Source organism: Pseudomonas sp. S44, from assembly GCF_016624805.1.
GTDB classification, from domain to species: domain Bacteria; phylum Pseudomonadota; class Gammaproteobacteria; order Pseudomonadales; family Pseudomonadaceae; genus Aquipseudomonas; species Aquipseudomonas machongensis.
In genome coordinates, this window is the sequence record NZ_JACVTY010000012.1 from 76238 (window position 1) to 97131 (window position 20894).

The 20894-nt window shown below is 63.0% G+C and carries 17 protein-coding genes; 11 read left to right on the forward strand and 6 right to left on the reverse strand.

Annotation, left to right across the window (positions count from 1 at the left end; genetic code table 11):
• Positions 1 to 44 precede the first annotated feature (44 nt).
• Positions 45 to 863: a posphoenolpyruvate synthetase regulatory kinase/phosphorylase PpsR gene (ppsR, locus tag IAE40_RS11645; protein WP_054892475.1), complete on the reverse strand. Its 819-nt coding sequence runs from the start codon at positions 861 to 863 to the stop codon at positions 45 to 47.
• A 181-nt stretch (positions 864 to 1044) separates the two neighbouring features.
• Here ppsR and ppsA point away from each other — a divergent pair, with 181 nt between their 5' ends.
• The 8 genes from ppsA (at position 1045) to IAE40_RS11685 (ending at position 9209) form a co-directional block, all read left to right on the forward strand.
• Positions 1045 to 3420, forward strand: coding sequence for a phosphoenolpyruvate synthase (gene ppsA / locus IAE40_RS11650; RefSeq protein ID WP_054892474.1), 2376 nt, complete (start codon positions 1045 to 1047; stop codon positions 3418 to 3420).
• Between the two features lie 179 nt (positions 3421 to 3599).
• Positions 3600 to 4565: an alpha/beta fold hydrolase gene (locus tag IAE40_RS11655; protein ID WP_197892496.1), complete on the forward strand. Its 966-nt coding sequence runs from the start codon at positions 3600 to 3602 to the stop codon at positions 4563 to 4565.
• 122 nt (positions 4566 to 4687) lie between these two features.
• Entirely contained in the window at positions 4688 to 5179 is a 492-nt protein-coding gene (gene rraA / locus IAE40_RS11660) for a ribonuclease E activity regulator RraA (protein ID WP_054892472.1), read from the forward strand.
• A 27-nt stretch (positions 5180 to 5206) separates the two neighbouring features.
• Positions 5207 to 6202, forward strand: a complete 996-nt coding sequence (locus IAE40_RS11665; RefSeq protein WP_200603200.1) for a zinc transporter ZntB — start codon at positions 5207 to 5209, stop codon at positions 6200 to 6202.
• 98 nt (positions 6203 to 6300) lie between these two features.
• Complete coding sequence (locus IAE40_RS11670; protein WP_054892470.1) at positions 6301 to 6555, forward strand: hypothetical protein; 255 nt, start codon at positions 6301 to 6303, stop codon at positions 6553 to 6555.
• 2 nt (positions 6556 to 6557) lie between these two features.
• On the forward strand, positions 6558 to 7382 hold the full coding sequence (locus tag IAE40_RS11675; RefSeq protein ID WP_054892469.1) for a mechanosensitive ion channel family protein: 825 nt from the start codon (positions 6558 to 6560) through the stop codon (positions 7380 to 7382).
• Positions 7383 to 7493: 111 nt separating this feature from the next.
• On the forward strand, positions 7494 to 8060 hold the full coding sequence (gene sigX, locus IAE40_RS11680; RefSeq protein WP_054892468.1) for an RNA polymerase sigma factor SigX: 567 nt from the start codon (positions 7494 to 7496) through the stop codon (positions 8058 to 8060).
• A gap of 111 nt (positions 8061 to 8171) precedes the next feature.
• Positions 8172 to 9209, forward strand: a complete 1038-nt coding sequence (locus IAE40_RS11685) for an OmpA family protein (RefSeq protein ID WP_054892467.1) — start codon at positions 8172 to 8174, stop codon at positions 9207 to 9209.
• Positions 9210 to 9331: 122 nt separating this feature from the next.
• On the opposite strand, the gene IAE40_RS11690 is transcribed toward IAE40_RS11685, so the two are convergent.
• From IAE40_RS11690 to IAE40_RS11705, 4 genes are all read right to left on the reverse strand, one after another.
• A complete protein-coding gene (locus tag IAE40_RS11690) occupies positions 9332 to 11002 on the reverse strand; it encodes a bifunctional protein-serine/threonine kinase/phosphatase (protein ID WP_200603201.1) in 1671 nt (556 codons plus the stop codon).
• 4 nt (positions 11003 to 11006) lie between these two features.
• Positions 11007 to 12218, reverse strand: coding sequence for a nitrate/nitrite transporter (locus tag IAE40_RS11695; protein WP_054892465.1), 1212 nt, complete (start codon positions 12216 to 12218; stop codon positions 11007 to 11009).
• Between the two features lie 181 nt (positions 12219 to 12399).
• Positions 12400 to 12975, reverse strand: coding sequence for an ANTAR domain-containing response regulator (locus IAE40_RS11700; RefSeq protein WP_054892484.1), 576 nt, complete (start codon positions 12973 to 12975; stop codon positions 12400 to 12402).
• Between the two features lie 11 nt (positions 12976 to 12986).
• Positions 12987 to 14201, reverse strand: coding sequence for a CmpA/NrtA family ABC transporter substrate-binding protein (locus IAE40_RS11705; RefSeq protein WP_200603202.1), 1215 nt, complete (start codon positions 14199 to 14201; stop codon positions 12987 to 12989).
• 128 nt (positions 14202 to 14329) lie between these two features.
• On the opposite strand from IAE40_RS11705, the gene IAE40_RS11710 reads away from it, so the two are divergent.
• On the forward strand, positions 14330 to 15352 hold the full coding sequence (locus tag IAE40_RS11710; RefSeq protein WP_063543995.1) for a quinone-dependent dihydroorotate dehydrogenase: 1023 nt from the start codon (positions 14330 to 14332) through the stop codon (positions 15350 to 15352).
• Between the two features lie 102 nt (positions 15353 to 15454).
• Here the strand turns inward: IAE40_RS11710 and rmf are convergent, their stop codons facing one another.
• Entirely contained in the window at positions 15455 to 15670 is a 216-nt protein-coding gene (gene rmf, locus IAE40_RS11715; RefSeq protein ID WP_080642046.1) for a ribosome modulation factor, read from the reverse strand.
• A gap of 549 nt (positions 15671 to 16219) precedes the next feature.
• Here rmf and rlmKL point away from each other — a divergent pair.
• Together rlmKL and IAE40_RS11725 are read left to right on the forward strand one after the other, a co-directional pair.
• Positions 16220 to 18412 carry a bifunctional 23S rRNA (guanine(2069)-N(7))-methyltransferase RlmK/23S rRNA (guanine(2445)-N(2))-methyltransferase RlmL gene (gene rlmKL, locus IAE40_RS11720; protein WP_200603203.1) on the forward strand — a complete coding sequence of 731 codons (2193 nt, stop codon included), beginning with the start codon at positions 16220 to 16222 and terminating at the stop codon, positions 18410 to 18412.
• A 94-nt stretch (positions 18413 to 18506) separates the two neighbouring features.
• A complete protein-coding gene (locus tag IAE40_RS11725) occupies positions 18507 to 20894 on the forward strand; it encodes a sensor domain-containing diguanylate cyclase (RefSeq protein WP_200603204.1) in 2388 nt (795 codons plus the stop codon).

Sequence of the window (20894 nt, forward strand, 5' to 3'; positions counted from 1 at the left end):
CGGTTCGCCGCTGCGACTTGCCCGCTAAAAGGCTTCCGCCGATCTTACTTGAACCGCCGCTCCACGCCTTTCTCCACGAGAATCTTCGCCGAAATCTCTTCCACCGAAAAATGCGTGGAGTTGATGTTGGGAATGTTCTCCCGGCGGAACAGGTTCTCCACCTCGCGCACTTCGAATTCGCACTGGGCAAAGCTCGAATAGCGGCTGTTGGGTTTGCGTTCGTGGCGAATGGCGGTCAGGCGGTCGGGGTCGATGGTCAGGCCGAACAGCTTGTTGTGGTGCTTTTTCAGCACCGCTGGCAACTGCAGGCGCTCCATGTCGTCTTCGGTCAGCGGGTAGTTGGCGGCGCGGATGCCGAACTGCATGGCCATGTACAGGCAGGTTGGTGTCTTGCCGCAGCGCGACACACCCACCAGGATCAGGTCGGCCTTGTCGTAGTAATGGGTGCGCGCACCATCGTCGTTGTCCAGGGCGAAGTTGACCGCCTCGATGCGCTCCATGTAGTTGGAATTGCCACCGATCGAGTGTGATTTGCCCACGGAATACGACGAATGGGCGGTCAATTCCTGCTCGAGCGGGGATAAAAACGTCGAAAAGATGTCGATCATGAAGCCATTGGACGTAGCCATGACCTCGCGGATGTCCTGGTTGACGATGGTATCGAAGATAATGGGGCGCACACCGTCGCGCTCGGCCGCGGCATTGATCTGCTGGACCATGGCGCGTGCCTTGTCGAGCGTATCGATGTAGGGGCGGGTGAATTTGGCGAAGGGAATGCTTTCGAACTGCGCCAGCAGGCTTTGGCCCAGTGTTTCGGCCGTGATGCCGGTACCGTCGGAGATGAAGAACGCGGATCGTTTCATTTGCACCTGAGGCCTTAAGCTGCCGAATGTTTCTGGATATGATAGGTTCGGTTTGCCGAACGCGGTCGTTCGGCATTCTCACTTATTTTCCAGGTCCAGGCCACAAGCGTCCCGGCCCAGCCGCAGAGTCGACAGGCGGGCGCCCTTGAGCTTTTCCAATACAGTTAGTGGAGAGATCACCTTGGTAGAGTACGTAGTTTCCCTCGATAAGCTCGGCGTCCATGATGTGGAGCATGTGGGGGGCAAGAACGCATCCCTGGGCGAGATGATCAGTAATCTTGCCGGTGCCGGCGTATCGGTGCCGGGCGGCTTTGCCACTACGGCTCAGGCGTATCGCGACTTTCTCGAACAAAGTGGCCTGAACGACCGCATCCATGCCGCGCTCGACGCGCTGGATGTCGACGATGTCAACGCCTTGGCCAAGACCGGCGCACAGATTCGCCAGTGGGTTATGGAGGCCGATTTCCCGGCACGTCTGGACGCCGAAATCCGCACCGCCTTCGCCGAAATGGCTGCCGGCAACGACAACATGGCCGTGGCCGTGCGCTCTTCGGCGACCGCCGAAGACTTGCCGGATGCTTCGTTCGCCGGCCAGCAGGAAACCTTCCTCAATATCCGTGGCGTCGACAACGTGATCCGCGCGGCCAAGGAAGTGTTCGCCTCGCTGTTCAACGACCGCGCCATTTCCTACCGCGTGCACCAGGGCTTCGACCACAAGCTGGTCGCCCTGTCGGCCGGCGTGCAGCGCATGGTGCGTTCGGAAACCGGCACCGCTGGCGTCATGTTCACCCTCGACACCGAGTCGGGCTTCCGCGATGTGGTGTTCATCACCGGCGCCTACGGCCTGGGTGAAACCGTCGTGCAGGGTGCGGTCAACCCTGACGAATTCTACGTGCACAAGAACACCCTGCAGGCAGGCCGCCCGGCCATCCTGCGCCGCAACCTGGGCAGCAAGGCGATCAAGATGGTCTACGGCGACGAAGCCAAGGCCGGTCGTTCGGTCAAGACCGTCGAGGTCGACCGTGCCGAGCGTGCGCGCTTCTGCCTGAGCGACGCCGAGGTCAACGAACTGGCCAAGCAGGCGATGATCATCGAGCAGCACTACCAGCGCCCGATGGACATCGAATGGGCCAAGGACGGTGACGACGGCAAGCTGTACATCGTGCAGGCTCGCCCCGAGACCGTGAAGAGCCGCGCCAGCGCCAATGTCATGGAGCGCTACCTGCTTAAAGAGAAGGGCACGGTACTGGTCGAAGGTCGCGCCATTGGCCAGCGTATCGGCGCCGGCAAGGTCCGCGTGATCCACGATGTGTCCGAAATGGACAAGGTGCAGCCAGGTGACGTACTGGTTTCCGACATGACCGACCCGGACTGGGAACCGGTCATGAAGCGCGCGAGCGCCATCGTCACCAACCGCGGTGGCCGTACTTGCCACGCCGCGATCATCGCCCGTGAGCTGGGTATCCCGGCCGTGGTCGGTTGCGGCAACGCCACCCAGGTGTTGAAAGATGGCCAGGGCGTGACCGTATCCTGCGCCGAAGGCGACACCGGCTTCATTTTCGAGGGCGAGCTGGGCTTCGACGTCAAGCAGAACTCGGTGGATGCCATGCCGGAGCTGCCGTTCAAGATCATGATGAACGTCGGCAACCCCGACCGCGCCTTCGATTTCGCCCAACTGCCCAATGCGGGCGTGGGTCTGGCGCGCCTGGAGTTCATCATCAACCGCATGATCGGCGTGCACCCCAAGGCTCTGCTCAACTACGCCGGCCTGCCGCCTGAGCTGAAAGAGAGCGTCGACAAGCGCATCGCTGGCTACAGCGATCCGGTGGGCTTCTATGTCGAGAAGCTGGTCGAGGGCATCAGCACCCTGGCCGCAGCCTTCTACCCGAAAAAGGTGATCGTGCGCCTGTCGGACTTCAAGTCCAACGAGTACGCCAACCTGATCGGCGGCAAGCTCTACGAGCCGGAAGAAGAAAACCCGATGCTGGGCTTCCGCGGTGCCTCGCGCTATATCAGCGAGTCGTTCCGTGACTGCTTCGAACTCGAGTGCCGCGCCCTCAAGCGCGTGCGCAACGAGATGGGCCTGACCAACGTCGAGATCATGGTGCCGTTCGTGCGCACCCTGGGCGAAGCCAGCCAGGTCGTCGACCTGCTCGCCGAGAATGGCCTGGCTCGCGGCGACAATGGCCTGCGCGTGATCATGATGTGCGAGCTGCCGTCCAACGCCATCCTCGCCGAAGAGTTCCTGGAATACTTCGACGGCTTCTCGATCGGCTCCAACGACCTGACCCAGCTTACCCTGGGCCTGGACCGCGACTCGGGGATCATCGCCCACCTGTTCGACGAGCGAAATCCTGCGGTCAAGAAGCTGCTGGCCAATGCCATCGCCGCGTGCAACAAGGCCGGCAAGTACATCGGCATCTGCGGCCAGGGCCCATCGGACCACCCTGACCTCGCCAAGTGGCTGATGGAGCAGGGCATCGAGAGCGTCTCGCTGAACCCGGACTCGGTACTCGAGACCTGGTTCTTCCTGGCCGAAGGTCAGGGCGCCGCTTGATGTAACCCGCGCGGGGCGCGTCCTGACGCGCTTCGCGTTTCTGCCTTTTCGCGGGGGGAAACCCCCCCCCCCCCGCCCCCCCCCCCCCGGGGGGGGGGGGGCCCCCCCGCGAATGCGCTGCAGCCCAGGTTCAGCGTGGCAGTTCCCCATCCTGTTTCCTCTTTTCATTCTGTGAATCCATGCAAAGCAGCAGCACCCTTTTTCCCGTGGCCCTGCTCAGTGCCGAGCGCCGCGGCGACCTCTGTGAAGACGTTTACCGGATCAAGGCGGGCAACAGCCCCGACGCCAGTGTCGAACTGGCCCTGACCCGTCTCGGGCTTGCCGATCAGCACGCCACCCCCGGGGTGCCGGTGATTCTCCTGCACGGCAGTTTCTCCAATCGTCGTTTCTGGTACTCGCCCAAGGGCATTGGCCTGGGTGCTTTCCTCGCACGTGCCGGTTTCGACGTGTGGATTCCGGAAATGCGCGGGCATGGCCTGTCGCCGCGCAACCGCCAGTGGCGGCAGAACACCGTGGCCGACTACGCGCGTTTCGACCTGCCGGTGATTGGCGCCTTCGTCCAGGAAATGGCCGGCCAGGCGCCGCACTGGATTGGCCATTCGCTGGGCGGCACCACCTTGGCGGCCGCACTGGGTGGCGGCTACCTGGATAGCGCCTGCGTGGCCAGCGTGGCGTTGTTCGGCACCCAGGTCAGCCGGGTCTACTGGCCGTTGAAAGTGCCGCCAGTGGCGTGGGGTGCGCGCTTGCTGGTCAAGCGTTTTGCCCAGCTCTCCGGCCCCAGGTTGAAGCGTGGGCCGGAGGACGAGCCGATCGGGCTGGCCCTGGAAAGCTTGCGTTGGCATGGCCTGTTCGGCCGTTTCGGGGTCAAGGACCGAGACTGGTGGGCCGGGCTGGCGCAGATGGATGTACCGCTGCTGGCAGTCGCGGGTGCGGCGGATTTCCAGGATCCGGCTTGGGCCTGTCGCAAACTGTTCGAGCAGTGGGGCGATGAACGCAAGCAGTTCCTGCGCCTGGGCCGTGAAGAGGGCTTCGAAGCCTTCGGGCATGTCGACATGCTGGTGAGCAAGGCGGCGCAGACGCAGGTGTGGCCGCTGGTGGCGCGCTGGCTGAGCGACGTTCAGGCGCCGCCCGCCACAATTGAGTAAGCAGGTCATTCGCGGGCAAGTCGTAGCGCCGAACTGACTGCCTGGTCCCGGATGACTGCAACGGCCTTCAGGGTGTAGCCTTGCCCGATACCCGCTTTCGTTGTGACTGACAGGAGCTTCTCATGCAGCATTACGTAACGCCCGACCTGTGCGACGCCTACCCGGACCTGGTCCAGGTGCTGGAGCCGATGTTCAGCAATTTCGGCGGCCGCGATTCCTTCGGCGGCCAGATCGTCACCATCAAGTGCTTCGAGGACAACTCCCTGGTCAAGGAGCAGGTCGAGCTCGACGGCAAGGGCAAGGTCCTGGTGGTCGATGGCGGCGGATCGCTGCGCCGGGCGCTGCTGGGCGACATGCTCGCGGAAAAAGCGGCGAAGAATGGCTGGGAAGGCCTGGTGATCTACGGCTGTGTGCGTGACGTGGATGTGCTGGTGCAGACCGATGTCGGCGTGCAGGCCCTGGCCAGCCATCCGATGAAGACCGACAAGCGCGGCATTGGCGACCTCGACGTCGTGGTCAGCTTTGCCGGCGTCACTTTTCGCCCCGGCGAATACATCTACGCCGACAACAATGGCGTGATCGTCTCGCCAAGCCCCCTGAAAATGCCGGAGTGATGCGCCGCGCGCGCTGATGGAGCATTGATGTTCGAGGAAGACAACGCGCAGTGGGGGCTGGTCCATGCCCTGGTGCTCGACGGCAAGGGAGGCGCGCGCGCCATTGCCCGTACCGAGTTGGACAACCTGCAATTGCAGGCGCAAGAGAGCCTGTGGTTGCACTGGGACCGCAGTCATCCGCAAACCCGCACCTGGCTGCTGCACGATAGCGGCCTGAGCGAGTTTGCCTGCGACCTGCTGCTCGAGGAGAACACTCGCCCACGCCTGCTGGCGTTGGCCAACGAGCAGTTGCTGCTGTTTCTGCGCGGGGTCAATCTCAACCCTGGCGCAGAGCCGGAAGACATGGTCTCGGTGCGCATCTTCGCCGAAGCGCAGCGCGTCATTTCGTTGCGGCTGCGGCCTTTGCGCGCGAGCGATGAAGTCTTGCAGCAACTGGATGAGGGCAGGGGGCCGAAATCGGCCTCCGAATTGCTGCTGCTGATGGGTGAACTGTTGACCGAAAAGGTCCAGGCACTGGTCAGCGACCTGTCCGAAGCGGTCGATCTCGAGGAAGAAAAGGTAGAATCCGACGAACGGTATAGCCCGGCCCAGGGCAGCCTGCAGCAGATTCGTCGTCGTGCCGCCGGCCTGCGTCGCTTCCTGGCGCCGCAGCGTGACATCTATGCTCAGCTTTCGCGCAACAAGTGGAGTTGGTTCGCCGACGCCGATGCCGATTACTGGAACGAGCTGAACAACAGCCTGATCCGTTATCTCGAGGAGCTGGAACTGGCCCGAGAGCGCGCTGCGCTGGTGCTGGAAGGCGAGGACCGGCGGCGCAGCGAGCGGATGAACCGGACCATGTACCGCTTCGGCATCATCACCTGCATCTTCCTGCCGATGAGCTTCATCACCGGCCTGCTCGGCATCAATGTCGGTGGTATTCCAGGGGCCGAGAACCCCTACGGCTTCCTGTTCGCCTGCCTGGTGGTGCTGGGGCTGGCCGCAGGGCAATGGTGGTTGTTGCGCAAGTTGCGCTGGGTCTGAGCGACGATCACGTATGTATTTTGAAACATTCGTCCCACATCGCTGTGTGACCCGTTGGCCAGAGCTCTCGTCTTTGACTGACATCACGCGAGGTGCCCATGCACGATCCGTTTGAAGAATCCCTGCGCGACCTGCTCAAGGCGTCGCCGTCCGGCCATGACCGAGATGACGATGCCTGCCTGGGTCGCGTGCTCAAAACCGCCAACCGTCAGGTTGGCGCGGGCGATCTGTTCAGCCTGCTGGGCCGCTGGAGCCAGGCGCTGCTGATCGCTGTCAACAATGGCTCGGCGCATGTCGCGCCGGTGCGCCGTACCCCTGCCGCTGGCAGACAGAAAGCTGATAAGGCCGATTGAATATGGAACTCGATCTCTGGACCCAGAGCCTGGTCACCGCCATGACTGCCCTTTGGACCAAGGTGGCGAACTTCATCCCCAACCTGTTCGGCGCGCTGGTCGTGGTGCTGCTCGGTTTCGTGGTGGCCAAGCTGCTCGACACACTGCTGTCCAAGCTGCTCGCCAAGTTCGGTCTCGACCGCCTGATGAGCGGGACCGGGCTGACCAAGATGCTCGGCCGAGTCGGTATCCAGGTGCCGATTTCGACCTTGATCGGCAAGATCGTCTACTGGTTCATCCTGCTGATCTTCCTCGTTTCCGCCGCCGAATCGCTGGGCCTGGAGCGGGTTTCCGCCACCCTCGACATGCTTGCCCTCTACCTGCCCAAAGTATTTGGTGCGGCGCTGGTATTGCTGGCCGGTGTACTGCTGGCGCAACTGGTCAACGGCCTGGTGCGCGGCGCTGCCGAAGGCATCGGCCTGGAATACGCAGCGGGCGTCGGGCGCATTGCCCAGGGGCTGGTCATCATCATCGCGATCTCGGTGGCGATCAGCCAGCTTGAGGTCAAGACCGACCTGCTCAACCATGTGATCGTCATCGGATTGATTACCGTTGGTCTGGCCGTGGCCCTGGCAATGGGCCTGGGCAGCCGGGAAATCGCCGGACAGATCCTTGCCGGGATCTACGTGCGCGAGTTGTATCAGGTTGGCCAGCAGGTGCGGATTGGAGAGGTCGAAGGGCATATCGAAGAGATCGGGACGGTCAAGACGACGCTGCTGACCGATGATGGCGAGTTGGTGTCGCTGTCCAATCGGGTGCTGCTCGAGCAGCGCGTCAATAGCCGCTAACCGCACAAAGCTGTTAATGTATGCCGCCGCAAAAATCGGCCCAAGGGCTGAGCGGCGACATTGACCTGACTGTCGGCCAGATCCGTTTTGAATAAAGTCTATTCGCCGCCCATGCGTTACGACCCCCGCGAGCTCACCGACGAGGAGTTGGTGGCGCGTTCGCATGAGGAGCTGTTTCATGTTACCCGCGCCTATGAGGAACTCATGCGGCGCTACCAGCGGACCCTGTTCAACGTCTGTGCACGTTATCTGGGGAACGATCGGGATGCTGACGATGTCTGTCAGGAGGTCATGCTGAAAGTGTTGTACGGCCTGAAGAATTTCGAGGGCAAATCGAAGTTCAAGACCTGGCTCTACAGCATCACCTACAACGAATGTATCACCCAGTACCGCAAGGAGCGTCGCAAGAGAAGGTTGATGGATGCCCTGAGCCTGGACCCCGTCGAAGAGGCGTCCGAGGACAAGGCTCCGAAACCTGAAGAAAAAGGCGGGCTGGATAAATGGCTGGTGTATGTGAACCCGATCGACCGGGAGATTCTGGTGCTACGTTTTGTCGCAGAGCTGGAGTTTCAGGAGATCGCCGACATCATGCACATGGGCCTGAGCGCCACGAAAATGCGTTACAAGCGTGCGCTCGACAAGCTTCGTGAGAAATTTGCGGACTCGGCTGAAACTTAGTCTTATGCAAATGGCTCAAACGAATCGGCAAGGTCTGCTAGACTTGCCGTCGAGTTGTCCCCCCGGATTTTGGTGGGGCTGCTTAACTATCACCAGATGGGGATTTAACGGATGAAATTGAAAAATACCTTGGGCTTGGCCATTGGTTCGCTCGTAGCCGCCACCTCGATTGGCGCTATGGCACAAGGCCAAGGCGCCGTCGAAACCGAGATCTTCTACAAGAAGGAGTTCTTCGACAGCCAGCGCGACTTCAAGAACGACGGCAACCTGTTCGGCGGCTCGATCGGTTACTTCCTGACCGACGACGTTGAACTGCGTCTGGGCTACGACGAAGTTCACAACGCTCGTGGCGACGACGGCAAGAACATCAAGGGCTCGAACACCGCCCTGGATGCCGTTTACCACTTCAACAACCCGTACGACGCTATCCGTCCGTACGTTTCGGCTGGTTTCTCCCACCAGTCGCTGGGCCAGACCGGCCGTGGCGGTCGTGACCACTCCACCTTCGCCAACCTGGGCGCTGGTGCCAAGTGGTACATCACCGACATGTTCTACGCCCGTGCCGGCGTTGAAGCCCAATACAACATCGACAAAGGTGACACCGAGTGGGCACCGAGCGTCGGCGTTGGCCTGAACTTCGGCGGTAGCCCGAAGCAGTCCGCAGCTCCTGCTCCTGCTCCGGTTGCCGAAGTCTGCACCGACAGCGACAACGACGGCGTCTGCGACAACGTCGACAAGTGCCCTGACACCCCGGCCAACGTTACCGTTGACGCCGACGGCTGCCCGGCTGCCGCTGAAAACGTCCGCGTTGAGCTGGACGTGAAGTTCGACTTCGACAAGTCGGTCGTCAAGCCTAACAGCTACGGCGACATCAAGAACCTGGCTGACTTCATGAAGCAGTACCCACAAACCACCACCGTGGTTGAAGGTCACACTGACTCCGTAGGTCCAGACGCTTACAACCAGAAGCTGTCCGAGCGTCGTGCCAATGCTGTCAAGCAGGTTCTGACCCAGCAGTACGGCATCGAATCCAACCGTGTTGACTCGGTTGGCTACGGTGAGACCCGTCCAGTTGCTGACAACGCCACCGAAGCTGGCCGCGCCGTTAACCGTCGCGTAGAAGCTCAGGTAGAAGCTCAGGCCAAGTAATTGGTTTGAAGCTTCACGAAAAACCCGGCCTCGGCCGGGTTTTTCTTTGCCTGGGATTTGGGTGTGCCGCACGGGCGTGCATCTGTGGGAGCGGGCTTGCCCGCGAAGAGGTTCGCTCAGGCTTACCTTTTAAGCAGGATGTACAGCAGCACCAGGTTCAACACCATCGACAACAGCGCCAAGGTTCGCCAGACCTTCAGCGGCTCGCGCTCCAGCAGGGGGCGAGGGCGCATGGCCAACTCCTGGCGGTCACCGCGTTCGAGCAGCAGCAGCCATTGTTCGGCAGTTTCGAAACGTTGTGCAGGGTCCACCGAGACAGCTTTTTCCAGGCTGCGCTGCAACCATTCCGGCAGGTCGGGACGATAGCGCGCAGCATTGACTGGCGCTGCGAAGCGTGGGCGCTGGAACGCCTCGACTTCGCCGTACGGATAGTGCCCGGTCAGCAGGTAGTACAGGGTCACGCCAACGGCATAGAGATCCTGACGGGGTGTCGGCGGCTCACCATCGAAGGCTTCCGGGGCAATGAACGAAGGTGTGCCGGGCAGATCGTGCGGTTGATCCTCTGACAGCCCTGGGCAATACGCCAGGCCGAAATCCAGCAGGCGCAGTTGACCATCTTCACCCAGGTGCAGGTTTTCCGGCTTGATATCGCGGTGCAGCAGGTTGCGCCGGTGCAGCACGCCCACCGCCTGCAGCAACTGGCGCGTCAGTTCCAGCCATTGTGGTAGTGGCAAGGGCCCATGCTCGGCGAACAGGCTGGCAAGCGTCTGACCGGGATATTGGCGCATGAGGTAGTACAGGTGCTGGCGCTGGCTGGCGGCATTCACCTCGGGGAAGTGTCGGCCAGCAACCCGGCGCAGAAACCATTCTTCGAGCAGCAGCCGCTGGGCGGCGCCTTGATCGGTTTCGCGGGCCGGTGGGAGGGTCTTGAGCAACCATGTCTGGCCCTGGGCATCCTTGACCTGGTAGAGCAAGGATTGTCGGCTCTGGGCGAGCAGCCCCTCAACACACCAGCCATCGATGCGCTGGCCCGTACGCAGGGCGGTTGGTATCGGCCATTCCTGCAACTGCGCAAGGGTGTCGCCCAGATTCGCGGAGCCCGGTTGTTCGACCCTGACCAGCAATGCGCTGGCGTTGTCCTGGCTGCCACACAGGTGCGCGGTGGCGACCAGGGTATCGGCGGCCACCTGCAAGTCAGGCTGCTCACGCAGGATCGACAGGATCTGCTGATCGCTCAGGCTTGACCAGACACCATCGCTGAGCAGCACGAAGCACTCGCCTGGCTGCAGTTCACCCTCCCGGTAATCGACCAGCAGGTGTTGGTCCAGACCCAAGGCGCGCTTGAGCACATGATGCATCCCTGGCTGGTCCCAGACATGGTCATCGCTCAGGCACGACAGGCGACCGTCGTGCCAGTGGTAGGCGCGGCAGTCGCCGACATGGGCGAGGGTGAACCGCTTGCCGCGCAGCACCAGGGCGGTCAGCGTGGTCATCAGCGGTTGACCGTTGCCCTGGGCACGCAGCCAGCGGTTCTGCGCCAGCAGCAGCCGATCCAAGGCCTGGGCCACCCCCCAGGTGGCGGGGGTGGAATAGTAGTCCAGTGCCAAGGCCTGCAGGCTGGCCCTGGCGGCCAGGCCACCATCGGCGCACTGGCTGACACCGTCGGCGAGGGCGAACAGGTAGCCCTTGCTGGCGGCCAGCTCTGCGGCCGGGGTGACCAGGCGCAGGGCATCCTGGTTTTCCGGGCGCGGGCCGGTGGCGCTGGCCTGGGCGAACGCCAGTTGCAAGCTCATGCGGTCAGACCCGCGCCGCCGTTACGGCAGCCGAACCCCAGGTGGTGCGCCAGCGACGCTTGACCCCATACAGGCCGAACCAGGCGAGCAACCCCAGGCTGGCGAACAGCCACAGGCCAAGCTGATAGTCGCCGCTGTGCTGCTTGATTGCACCCAGGCCTGCCGCCAGCAGGAAGCCGCCGATACCACCGGCCATGCCGATCAGGCCGGTCATGACCCCGATTTCCTGGCGGAAGCGTTGCGGCACCAATTGGAACACCGCACCGTTGCCAGCGCCCAGGCCAAGCATGGCGCTGACGAACAGGGCCAGGGCTGCCGCGGCGCTGGACAGGTTGAAGCCGACCGCGGCGATGCACACCGCCGCCACACTGTACATCCCGAGCAAGGTGCGGATGCCACCGAAACGGTCGGCGAGGGCCCCGCCCAGCGGGCGCATGAGGCTGCCGGCGAATACGCAGGCCGCCGTGTAGTAGCCGGCGGTGATCGGGCTCAGGCCATACTGGTCGCTGAAGTAGCCCGGCAGGGCGCTGGCCAGGCCGATGAAGCCACCGAAGGTGACGCTGTAGAAGAACATGAACCACCAGCTGTCTCGATCGCCCAGTGCCTTGAAATAGTCTGCCATCGCCTTGGGCTTGGGGCGCTGTGGGGCGTTGCGTGCCAGCAGGGCAAAGGCCACGAGAGTGATCACCAGCGGGATGACGGCGAAACCGAACACGTTGTTCCAGCCGAAACCTGCGGCCAGCACTGGGGCGAGCAGGGCTGCGAACACCGTTCCGGAATTACCCGCACCAGCGATGCCCATGGCCTTGCCCTGGTGCTGAGGTGGATACCACTGCGACGCCAACGGCAGCGACACGGCGAACGAGGCACCTGCAACGCCGAGGAACACGCCCAGCAGCAGCGCCTGTTCGTAACTGTGAATGCCCATGAACCAGGCACAGGCCAGGGCGACGATCACCACGACCTGGCCGATCAGCCCGGCAGTCTTGGGAGACAGTCGGTCGACCAGCATGCCCATGATAAAGCGCAATATGGCACCGGCCAGGATCGGTGTTGCGACCATCAGGCCCCGTTGCTGGGCAGTCAGCTGCAGGTCGGCGGAGATCTGCACTGCCAAGGGACCGAGCAGGTACCAGACCATGAAGCTCAGGTCGAAGTAGAGGAAGGCGGCAAACAGCGTAGGCACATGCCCGGATTTCCAGAAGCTCGTATTCATTGAACACCTCGCGCGGCTTGCAACGGTTGTCATGCCCTGCCTGCGCAGGGCGCAAATGAAAAAGACGTCGCTACCCGGTCCATCAGCGTGGAGGGGAGAGCGACGTCTTTGTCGGGATGATGTGGCAACCGCCGTTGGCTACCTGAGCTATTGGCTGAGCAAGAGCCGGGCCAACATCGACTCAGCCAAGCATCTCGGACATGGCGATGATCTGCTCGGCCACCTGAATCAGCTTCTGCTGACGGCTCATGGCCTGGCGACGCATCAGGGTGTAGGCCTGCTCTTCATTGCAGTCCTTCATCTTCATCAGCAGGCCCTTGGCCTGTTCGATGCGCTTGCGTTCGGCCAACTGCTGGTCGCGAGCCAGCAGCTGCGCCTTGAGCGCCTGGTCGCTCTCGAAGCGGGCCATGGCCACGTCGAGGATCGGCTGCAGGCGCGCTGCATGGATGCCTTCGACGATGTAGGCGCTGACGCCGGCCTGGATCGCCTGGCGCATCACCCCCGGATCATGTTCGTCGGTGAACAGCACGATGGGCCGTGGCTGGTCGCGACTGACCAGCACCACCTGTTCCATCACATCGCGACCCGGTGACTCGGTATCGATCAGCACGACATCCGGGCGCACCGTTTCGACGCAGGTGGGCAGGTCGATGGTCAGCCCCGGCGCCTCGATCACATCGAAGCCAGTTTCGATCAGAGCAGCCTTGAGGCGACCGACCTTCTTCTCGGTATCATCGATCAGCAGAATACGCAGCATGGTGGCCACCTTCACGAACCAACCCGCATGTGCGGGGCGTCATCCAGGGCGTGCAGGCGGAAACTGCGGGCATAGGCATGGGGGTCGCTGCCGTCCCAGCGGATGCCGTCGATCAGCAGGCTGCTGCGCATCGGTTCATCTGCGCAGGGCACGCCCACGGCCTGGGCTGCTTCACGGTACAGCGCCAGTTGCTGCACACGAGTGGCCACCGCCAGGTAGTCCGGATCCTCGCGCAGCAGGCCCCAGCGTCGGAACTGGGTCATGAACCACATGCCGTCGGACAGATAGGGCAGGTTCGCCCGACCTTGGTCATGCACGCGCAGGGCGTGACGATCCTGCCAGCGGTTGCCCAGTCCGTCGTGGTAGTCGCCCAGCAGGCGCGGTTCGATGTTGCTGGCTGGCGTATCCAGGTAGGCCCTGCCGCTGAGCAGTTGCGCCGTGCCTCGGCGATTTTCCGGGCTTTGCTCGATGAAACGGCTGGCGGCGAGTATCGCCTTGACCAGCGCGCGGGCGCTGTTGGGGTAGTGCTCGACGAAAGCGCGGGTGCTCGCCAGGACCTTTTCTGGATGGTCCGGCCAGATCGATTGACTGGTTGCCAGGGTGAAACCCTGGTTCTGCCCCACGGCGTCTGCCGACCAGGGCTCGCCGGCACAGAAGCCATCAATGCGCCCGGCCTGCAGGTGCGCGACCATCTGTGCCGGTGGCACCACCACGCTGTCGACATCGTGCAGCGGGTGGATGCCCTGGCTGGCCAGCCAGTAGTACAGCCACATGGCGTGGGTGCCGGTGGGAAACGTCTGGGCGAAGGTCAGGCGTGCGCCACGCTGGTGCACCAGCCGTGCCAGTGCTTCAGGGCTGGTCACGCCCTTGCGCTGCAGTTCCGGGGAAAGGTTGATGGCCTGGGCATTCTGGTTCAGGCCCATGAGCACCGCCATATCGTTGGCCACGGCACCGCCCATGCCCAGGTGCATGGCGTAGACCAGCCCGTACAGGCAGTGGGCAGCATCCAGTTCGCCGCTGGCGAGTTTGTCTCGGGTCCCGGCCCAGGAGGCCTGACGCTGAAGATTGAGGGTCAGACCCTGGAGCTGGGCGAAGCCCTGCGTGGCCGCGACCACCACCGAGGCGCAGTCGGTCAGGGCCATGAAACCGATGTTCAGGCTGGGTTTCTCGGGGGCATCGCTGCCGTTGACCCAGGCCAAGGGTGTTGTCGGAGGGGCTGTGTTCACGAAATATCCTCACCCGTACCGATCGGGTTGCCAGCGCTTCGAAGCAACCCATGTGCCAAGGCCCTGTCGCGCGGACGGCGCGCTGGCTATAATCGCATCCCTCACTCATCCCCGAGTCCTGCCTGCCCATGTATACCCTGGCCCGCCAGCTGCTGTTCAAGCTCTCCCCGGAAACCTCCCACGACCTGTCGCTCGACCTCATCGGCGCCGGTGGCCGCCTTGGCCTCAATGGCCTGCTGTGCAAGCGCCCGGCCTCGGTGCCGGTGACCGTCATGGGCTTGAACTTCGCCAACCCCGTGGGCCTTGCCGCAGGCCTGGACAAGAACGGCGCGGCCATCGATGGCTTCGCCCAGCTCGGCTTCGGCTTCGTCGAGATCGGCACTGTCACCCCGCGGCCACAGCCTGGCAATCCGAAGCCACGGTTGTTCCGCCTGCCGGAAGCGACTGCGATCATCAACCGCATGGGCTTCAACAACCTGGGTGTGGATCACCTGCTGGAACGGGTGCGCGCGGCGCGTTATGACGGCGTGCTGGGCATCAACATCGGCAAGAATTTCGACACGCCAGTCGAGCGTGCCCAGGACGACTACCTGATCTGCCTCGAAAAAGTCTACACCCAGGCCAGCTACATCACGGTCAACGTCAGCTCGCCCAACACTCCCGGCCTGCGCAGCCTGCAATTCGGTGATTCGCTCAAGCAACTGCTCGACGCGCTGGCCGAGCGTCGTGAACAGCTGGCGAGCGAGCACGGCAAACGCGTGCCGCTGGCGATCAAGATCGCACCGGACATGAGCGATGAGGAAACCGCGCTGGTGGCGGCAGCCCTGGTCGAGTCGGGCATGGATGCGGTAATCGCGACCAATACCACTTTGGGTCGCGAAGGGGTCGAAGGGCTGCCGTTCGGGGGCGAGGCGGGTGGGCTTTCCGGGGCGCCGGTGCTGGAGAAGAGCACTCACATCGTCAAGGTGCTGGCTGCTGAACTGGGCGGCAAGTTGCCGATCATCGCTGCGGGCGGAATCACCGAAGGTCGCCATGCCGCCGAGAAAATCGCAGCCGGTGCGAGCCTGGTGCAGATCTATTCGGGCTTCATCTACAAGGGCCCTGCACTGATTCGCGAAGCGGTGGATGCAATTGCGGCGCTGCCCCGCTAACAAAGACGCGGCCCAATAAAAAGGGCCCCTTCAAGGGGCCCCTGGGCCGCAGCCCGCCGCCCGGATGGGGCGTGCATGGTGACTCGAATTCAGTGTCCTCGTTCAGCCAACGGCGTGATTTTCGTTGAGTCTCTGGATGCCAGCGGTGCCGGTCATGCCGTCCCAGTTGTCGCCGCGACCTTCACGCCAACCGTTGATCCATGCCTGGCGAACGGATGGCAGATTGAAGGGGCAAAGTTCGCGGGATTTGCCGGTTACCCCGTATTGGTAGCCACGTGAATATGCTCTTTCCAACGGATCACGCTTAAGTCTTCTCATAGGGTGTTGCCCTCACTTGTTGACTGTAATGTCCCGTCGGCCTCTCCGAGGCCGGGCAGAATCTTTCTGCCGGTTTTGCGCTCGCTGCCGGCGTGGCGAGCTGAAAGTGCCGCCTCGTTGCGAAGCGGCCTGAGGTCAGTTCTAACCAATGCGGGTCACAGTGTGAATGATCAATTTGTCATAAGGACGTAACCTTTCCAGGGGTGAGGGGATAAGTAAATAAATGCGACTCAACCTTGTTTAGGTTTTGTCCCGCTATGATGAGGGTTTGCCGATGATTGAAATCATTTGGCCATTGGCGCCATCGAACTGACGCAACATCTGGTAATGCGACGAAGGGTCACATCGATGCCTTCGTTAGACGAAATTTTCACACTGCCCGACGATCAAACCACCTTGCGCCAGCCGGCGCTGGATGTCGATCGGGTGGCCCGGTTTGCCGAATGATCGGCACGCCACCCGGATACCTGCTGGAAGGGTATCCGGCAAACTCAGGCAACAGCGATGCGTCGCGTTGCCAGCACACAGCCCAGAGGCTCTGGAATCTACATGTCGGACTCACTCGAACTCTATCTCACCTGCCCCAAAGGCCTGGAAGGGCTGCTTGCGGAAGAAGCCCGCGGCCTGGGCCTGGCCGACGTGCGCGAGCACACCTCGGCGATCCGCGGCGCGGCCGACATGGAAACTGCCTACCGGCTGTGCCTCTGGTCGCGCCTGGCCAACCGCGTGCTGTTGGTGGTCAAGCGCTTCGCCATGAAAAACGCCGACGACCTCTATGATGGCGTGCACGGTGTCGACTGGCAGGACCACCTGGCCGCCGACGGCACCCTGGCGGTGGAGTTCAGTGGCCATGGATCGGGCATCGACAACACCCACTTCGGTGCGCTCAAGGTCAAGGACGCCATTGTCGACAAGCTGCGCAACCGTGAAGGCCAGCGCCCATCCGTGGACAAGATCGACCCTGACCTGCGTGTACACCTGCGCCTGGACCGCGGTGAAGCCATCCTGTCCATCGACCTTTCCGGCCACAGCCTGCACCAACGCGGCTATCGCCTGCAGCAGGGTGCTGCACCGCTCAAGGAAAACCTGGCTGCCGCGGTGTTGATCCGCGCCGGTTGGCCGCGTATTGCCGCCGAGGGCGGCGCGCTGGCCGACCCCATGTGCGGTGTCGGGACCTTCCTCGTCGAAGCTGCGATGATTGCCGCCGATATTGCACCGAACCTCAAGCGCGAGCGTTGGGGCTTCAGTGCCTGGCAGGGCCATGTCCCAGCGCTGTGGCGCAAGGTGCATGACGAGGCCCAGGCCCGTGCCCAGGCGGGCCTGGCCAAGCCACCTTTGTGGATTCGCGGCTACGAGGCCGATCCGCGGTTGATTCAGCCCGGACGCAACAACGTCGAGCGCGCAGGCCTGGGTGACTGGGTGAAGATCTACCAGGGCGAAGTCGCCAGCTTCGAGCCGCGCCCGGACCAGAACCAGAAAGGCCTGGTCATCAGCAACCCGCCCTATGGCGAGCGTCTGGGGGACGAGGCGAGCCTGCTCTACCTCTACCAGAACCTCGGCGAGCGCCTGCGCCAGGCCTGCATGGGCTGGGAAGCGGCGGTGTTCACCGGCGCACCCGAATTGGGCAAGCGCATGGGCATCCGCAGCCACAAGCAGTATGCGTTCTGGAACGGTGCGCTGCCGTGCAAGCTGTTGCTGTTCAAGGTCCAGCCCGACCAGTTCGTGACGGGTGAGCGTCGCCCGACCGATGATCAGGCCGGCGACTCGCGTGCGGCACCGGCCGTGGCCCATGAACCGGCACGCCTTTCCGAAGGCGCGCAGATGTTCGCCAACCGCTTGCAGAAGAATCTGAAGCAGCTGGGCAAGTGGGCCCGCCGCGAGCAGGTCGACTGCTACCGTCTGTACGATGCCGACATGCCCGAATATGCCCTGGCGGTCGACCTGTATCATGATTGGGTGCACGTTCAGGAGTACGCGGCGCCGCGTTCGGTCGACCCGGACAAGGCCCAGGCGCGCCTGCTCGATGCCTTGGCGGCGATTCCCCAGGCTCTGGGTGTCGATCCTCAGCGCGTGGTGCTCAAGCGCCGCGAGCGTCAGGGCGGTACACGCCAGTATGAGCGTCAGGCCACGGAAGGGCGCTTCCAGGAAGTCAGCGAAGGCGGCGTCAAGCTGCTGGTCAACCTGACCGACTACCTGGACACCGGCCTGTTCCTTGATCACCGTCCGATTCGTCTGCGTATCCAGCGCGAAGCATCGGGCAAGCGCTTCCTCAACCTCTTCTGCTACACCGCTACCGCCACCGTGCATGCGGCCAAGGGTAGTGCGCGCAGTACCACCAGCGTCGACCTGTCGAAAACCTACCTGGATTGGGCGCGGCGCAACCTGTCGCTCAATGGCTTCTCCGAGCGCAACCGCCTGGAACAGAGCGATGTGATGGCCTGGCTGGAGAATGCCCAGGACAGCTACGACCTGATCTTCATCGACCCACCGACCTTCTCCAACTCCAAGCGCATGGAGGGGGTGTTCGACGTGCAGCGTGACCACGTGCGTCTGCTCGACCTGGCGATGGCGCGTCTGGCGCCGGGGGGCGTGTTGTACTTCTCCAACAACTTCCGCAAGTTCCAGCTCGACGAGCACCTGCTTGAGCGCTATGCGGTGGAAGAGATCAGCGCACAGACCCTGGATCCGGACTTTGCCCGCAATAACCGCATCCACCGCGCCTGGCGCCTGCAGCTACGCTGAAGAGAAGAAGTGCATTGCAGGGCTGATGGCTAATGGCTATAAATCAGCTCAGGGCCGAACAATTCGCAGGACGCTGACGTGGTGAGAATGCTCTATGTCGAGGGTGCGTGCGAAGATGTTCGGCCTGATCAGCGAGGCGCTCTCGGCCTGGGCCGTTGCGCTGTTCGCGCTGGTGGCCGGCGGGTTGCTCACTGCTGCGCTGGCCTTCGCCGCCCACGCCTTCTACAAGCAGCAGTTGCGTCAGCGCTTCGAACTGCTGGCCAGTGAGCGCTACAGCCGTATCGCCGAACGCTTCGAGGATCAGGAACAGCGCCTGGACGGTCTGCGGCGCTTCTTCACCTATTCCAGTGACATTCTCCCCGAGGAGTTCGACGGTTACGCCCGCCCCTTGTTGCACCGTACCCAGGCATATTCCTGGGCGCCGCGGGTCGAAGCCGACGAGCGCGATGCCTTCGAGCGCCGCGCCAGCACCTGGCTGGGGCGCCCCTATCAGATTCGTGATTTCGATGCCCAAGGCCTTTGGCAGGCATCGCCGTCACGGGCCTTCTATTACCCGGTGCTCTACACCCAGGCCACCCATCAGCACGACCAGCCTTACGGGCTCGACCTGCGTAGCCAGCCTCAGCGCCAGGATGCGCTGGATCGCGCCACCACGCCCGGCAGCCTGGCGGTCTCCTCCCCACTGGACATGATCGATGTCGAGCCGGCCTACACCCGTGGCCTGCTGATCGTCGCACCGGTGTTCACCGCGTCGGCGCCGAGCGGGCCGCCTGCCGGTTATGTCATGGCCTTGTTGAGCATGCGTCAGCTGATTGGCGAGGGGCTGCCGACCGCGTCGGACGATAACCTGGTGGTACGTATCCTCGATCTGTCGGGCAGCCAGGGCCATGAGACGTTGTACGATTCGGGCAACCTTGGCGCGCCATTGCCTTTGACCAGCAGCCAGTTGCTGCATCTGGCCGACCATCACTATCAGCTCGATATTCGCCCCAGCGAAGCCTTCCTCCAGGCCAACCGTTCCTCGGCGGTGTTCACCGTGACGCTGCTCGGTGGTTTGTTGAGCCTGTTGCTCAGCGCCTTGCTCTACAGCCTGTTCAGCCAGCGTCAGCGTGCTTTGACCCTGGTAGAGCAGCGCACGGCGGCACTGCGCGTGAGCGAGCAGTCGCTGCGTGAGACTCACAACCAGCTACGCAGCGTGCTGGATGCCGCGACCCAGGTAGCAATCATTGCCACCAGCCTGCGGGGCGTTATCAGCACCTTCAATGCAGGAGCCCAGCGCATGCTGGGGTACTCGGCCGACGAAGCGCTCGGTCACCTGGCGCTGGAGGATCTGGTCCAGCCCGACGAACTGCGCCAGCGTGCCCATGCCTTGAGTCTGCGCTATGGGCGCGAGATCACGGCAGGTCAGGCGATGTTCGCCGAAACCGTGCAGGAGGGTGCAGGGGAGCCCGGGGAGTGGACCCTGGTGCGCAAGGACGGCAGTCATTTGCTGGCCAACATGCTGGTGACGGCGGTGCTCGACGAGCAAGGCTTGTGGGTGGGTTACCTGGCCATTTGCATCGATGTCACCGAGCGTCGTCGTGTTCATGAAGCGTTGGCCGCCCGTGATCGGCTGCTGGAGAAGCTCAGTGCCGAGGTCCCGGGCGGCATCTACCAATATCGTCTGGATGCCGACGGCCATTCGTGTTTTCCCTACGCCAGCGCCGGGCTGCTGGACATTTATGAAGTGGATCTGCAGCTGCTGCGCCAAGACGCATCGACGGTGTTCGAGCGCATTCATCCGGACGATCTTGATCGGGTGCGCCGTTCGGTGCGCCAGTCGGCCGAGCGTATGACGCCCTGGCGCGAGGAGTACCGCGTCTGCCTGCCCCGCGCCGGTCTGCGTTGGGTGCGGGGGGAGGCAACGCCGGAGATCGGGGAGGAGGGCTGTACCCTTTGGCATGGCTATCTGACGGACATCTCCGATCTCAAGCGGGTGGAGGAGGAATTGCGTGCATTGTCGGTGACTGATGTCCTTACCGGCATCCACAATCGGCGTTACTTCCAGGAGCGACTCAAGGTCGAGCTGGAGCGGGCCCAGCGTGATGATCTGGACCTGGCAGTGATCATGCTCGATATCGACCACTTCAAATGCATCAACGACCAGTTTGGCCATGCTGTCGGCGATCGCGTGTTGCGCAGCCTTTGCCAGCGGATTGGCCATCGCTTGCGGCGGACCGATGTGTTCTGCCGGCTGGGAGGCGAGGAGTTCATGGTGCTTTGCCCGGGCAGCAATGCCGAGCAGGCCCGCAAGCTTGCATTGGAGCTGTGGCAGGGGGTACGCGGTGTGCCGGTCGAAGGGGTCGGCAGAGTGACGGCCAGTTTCGGCGTAGCGGGATGGCGTGTCGGTGAAGGGGCCGATGCCTTGTTGCTGCGAGCGGATGCGGGGGTCTATGCGGCCAAGCAGGCCGGACGCGATCGCGTGGAGGCGGAGTTGCCTTGA

Coding starts and splice junctions, on each gene's coding strand:
- rlmKL (WP_200603203.1), top strand. CDS start 16,220: ATGTCGGACTCACTCGAACTCTATCTCACCTGCCCCAAAGGCCTGGAA.
- rmf (WP_080642046.1), bottom strand. CDS start 15,670: ATGAGAAGACTTAAGCGTGATCCGTTGGAAAGAGCATATTCACGTGGC.
- IAE40_RS11655 (WP_197892496.1), top strand. CDS start 3,600: ATGCAAAGCAGCAGCACCCTTTTTCCCGTGGCCCTGCTCAGTGCCGAG.
- IAE40_RS11725 (WP_200603204.1), top strand. CDS start 18,507: ATGTCGAGGGTGCGTGCGAAGATGTTCGGCCTGATCAGCGAGGCGCTC.
- IAE40_RS11690 (WP_200603201.1), bottom strand. CDS start 11,002: ATGAGCTTGCAACTGGCGTTCGCCCAGGCCAGCGCCACCGGCCCGCGC.
- IAE40_RS11685 (WP_054892467.1), top strand. CDS start 8,172: ATGAAATTGAAAAATACCTTGGGCTTGGCCATTGGTTCGCTCGTAGCC.
- ppsR (WP_054892475.1), bottom strand. CDS start 863: ATGAAACGATCCGCGTTCTTCATCTCCGACGGTACCGGCATCACGGCC.
- rraA (WP_054892472.1), top strand. CDS start 4,688: ATGCAGCATTACGTAACGCCCGACCTGTGCGACGCCTACCCGGACCTG.
- IAE40_RS11670 (WP_054892470.1), top strand. CDS start 6,301: ATGCACGATCCGTTTGAAGAATCCCTGCGCGACCTGCTCAAGGCGTCG.
- IAE40_RS11710 (WP_063543995.1), top strand. CDS start 14,330: ATGTATACCCTGGCCCGCCAGCTGCTGTTCAAGCTCTCCCCGGAAACC.
- IAE40_RS11675 (WP_054892469.1), top strand. CDS start 6,558: ATGGAACTCGATCTCTGGACCCAGAGCCTGGTCACCGCCATGACTGCC.
- IAE40_RS11700 (WP_054892484.1), bottom strand. CDS start 12,975: ATGCTGCGTATTCTGCTGATCGATGATACCGAGAAGAAGGTCGGTCGC.
- IAE40_RS11665 (WP_200603200.1), top strand. CDS start 5,207: ATGTTCGAGGAAGACAACGCGCAGTGGGGGCTGGTCCATGCCCTGGTG.
- IAE40_RS11695 (WP_054892465.1), bottom strand. CDS start 12,218: ATGAATACGAGCTTCTGGAAATCCGGGCATGTGCCTACGCTGTTTGCC.
- sigX (WP_054892468.1), top strand. CDS start 7,494: ATGCGTTACGACCCCCGCGAGCTCACCGACGAGGAGTTGGTGGCGCGT.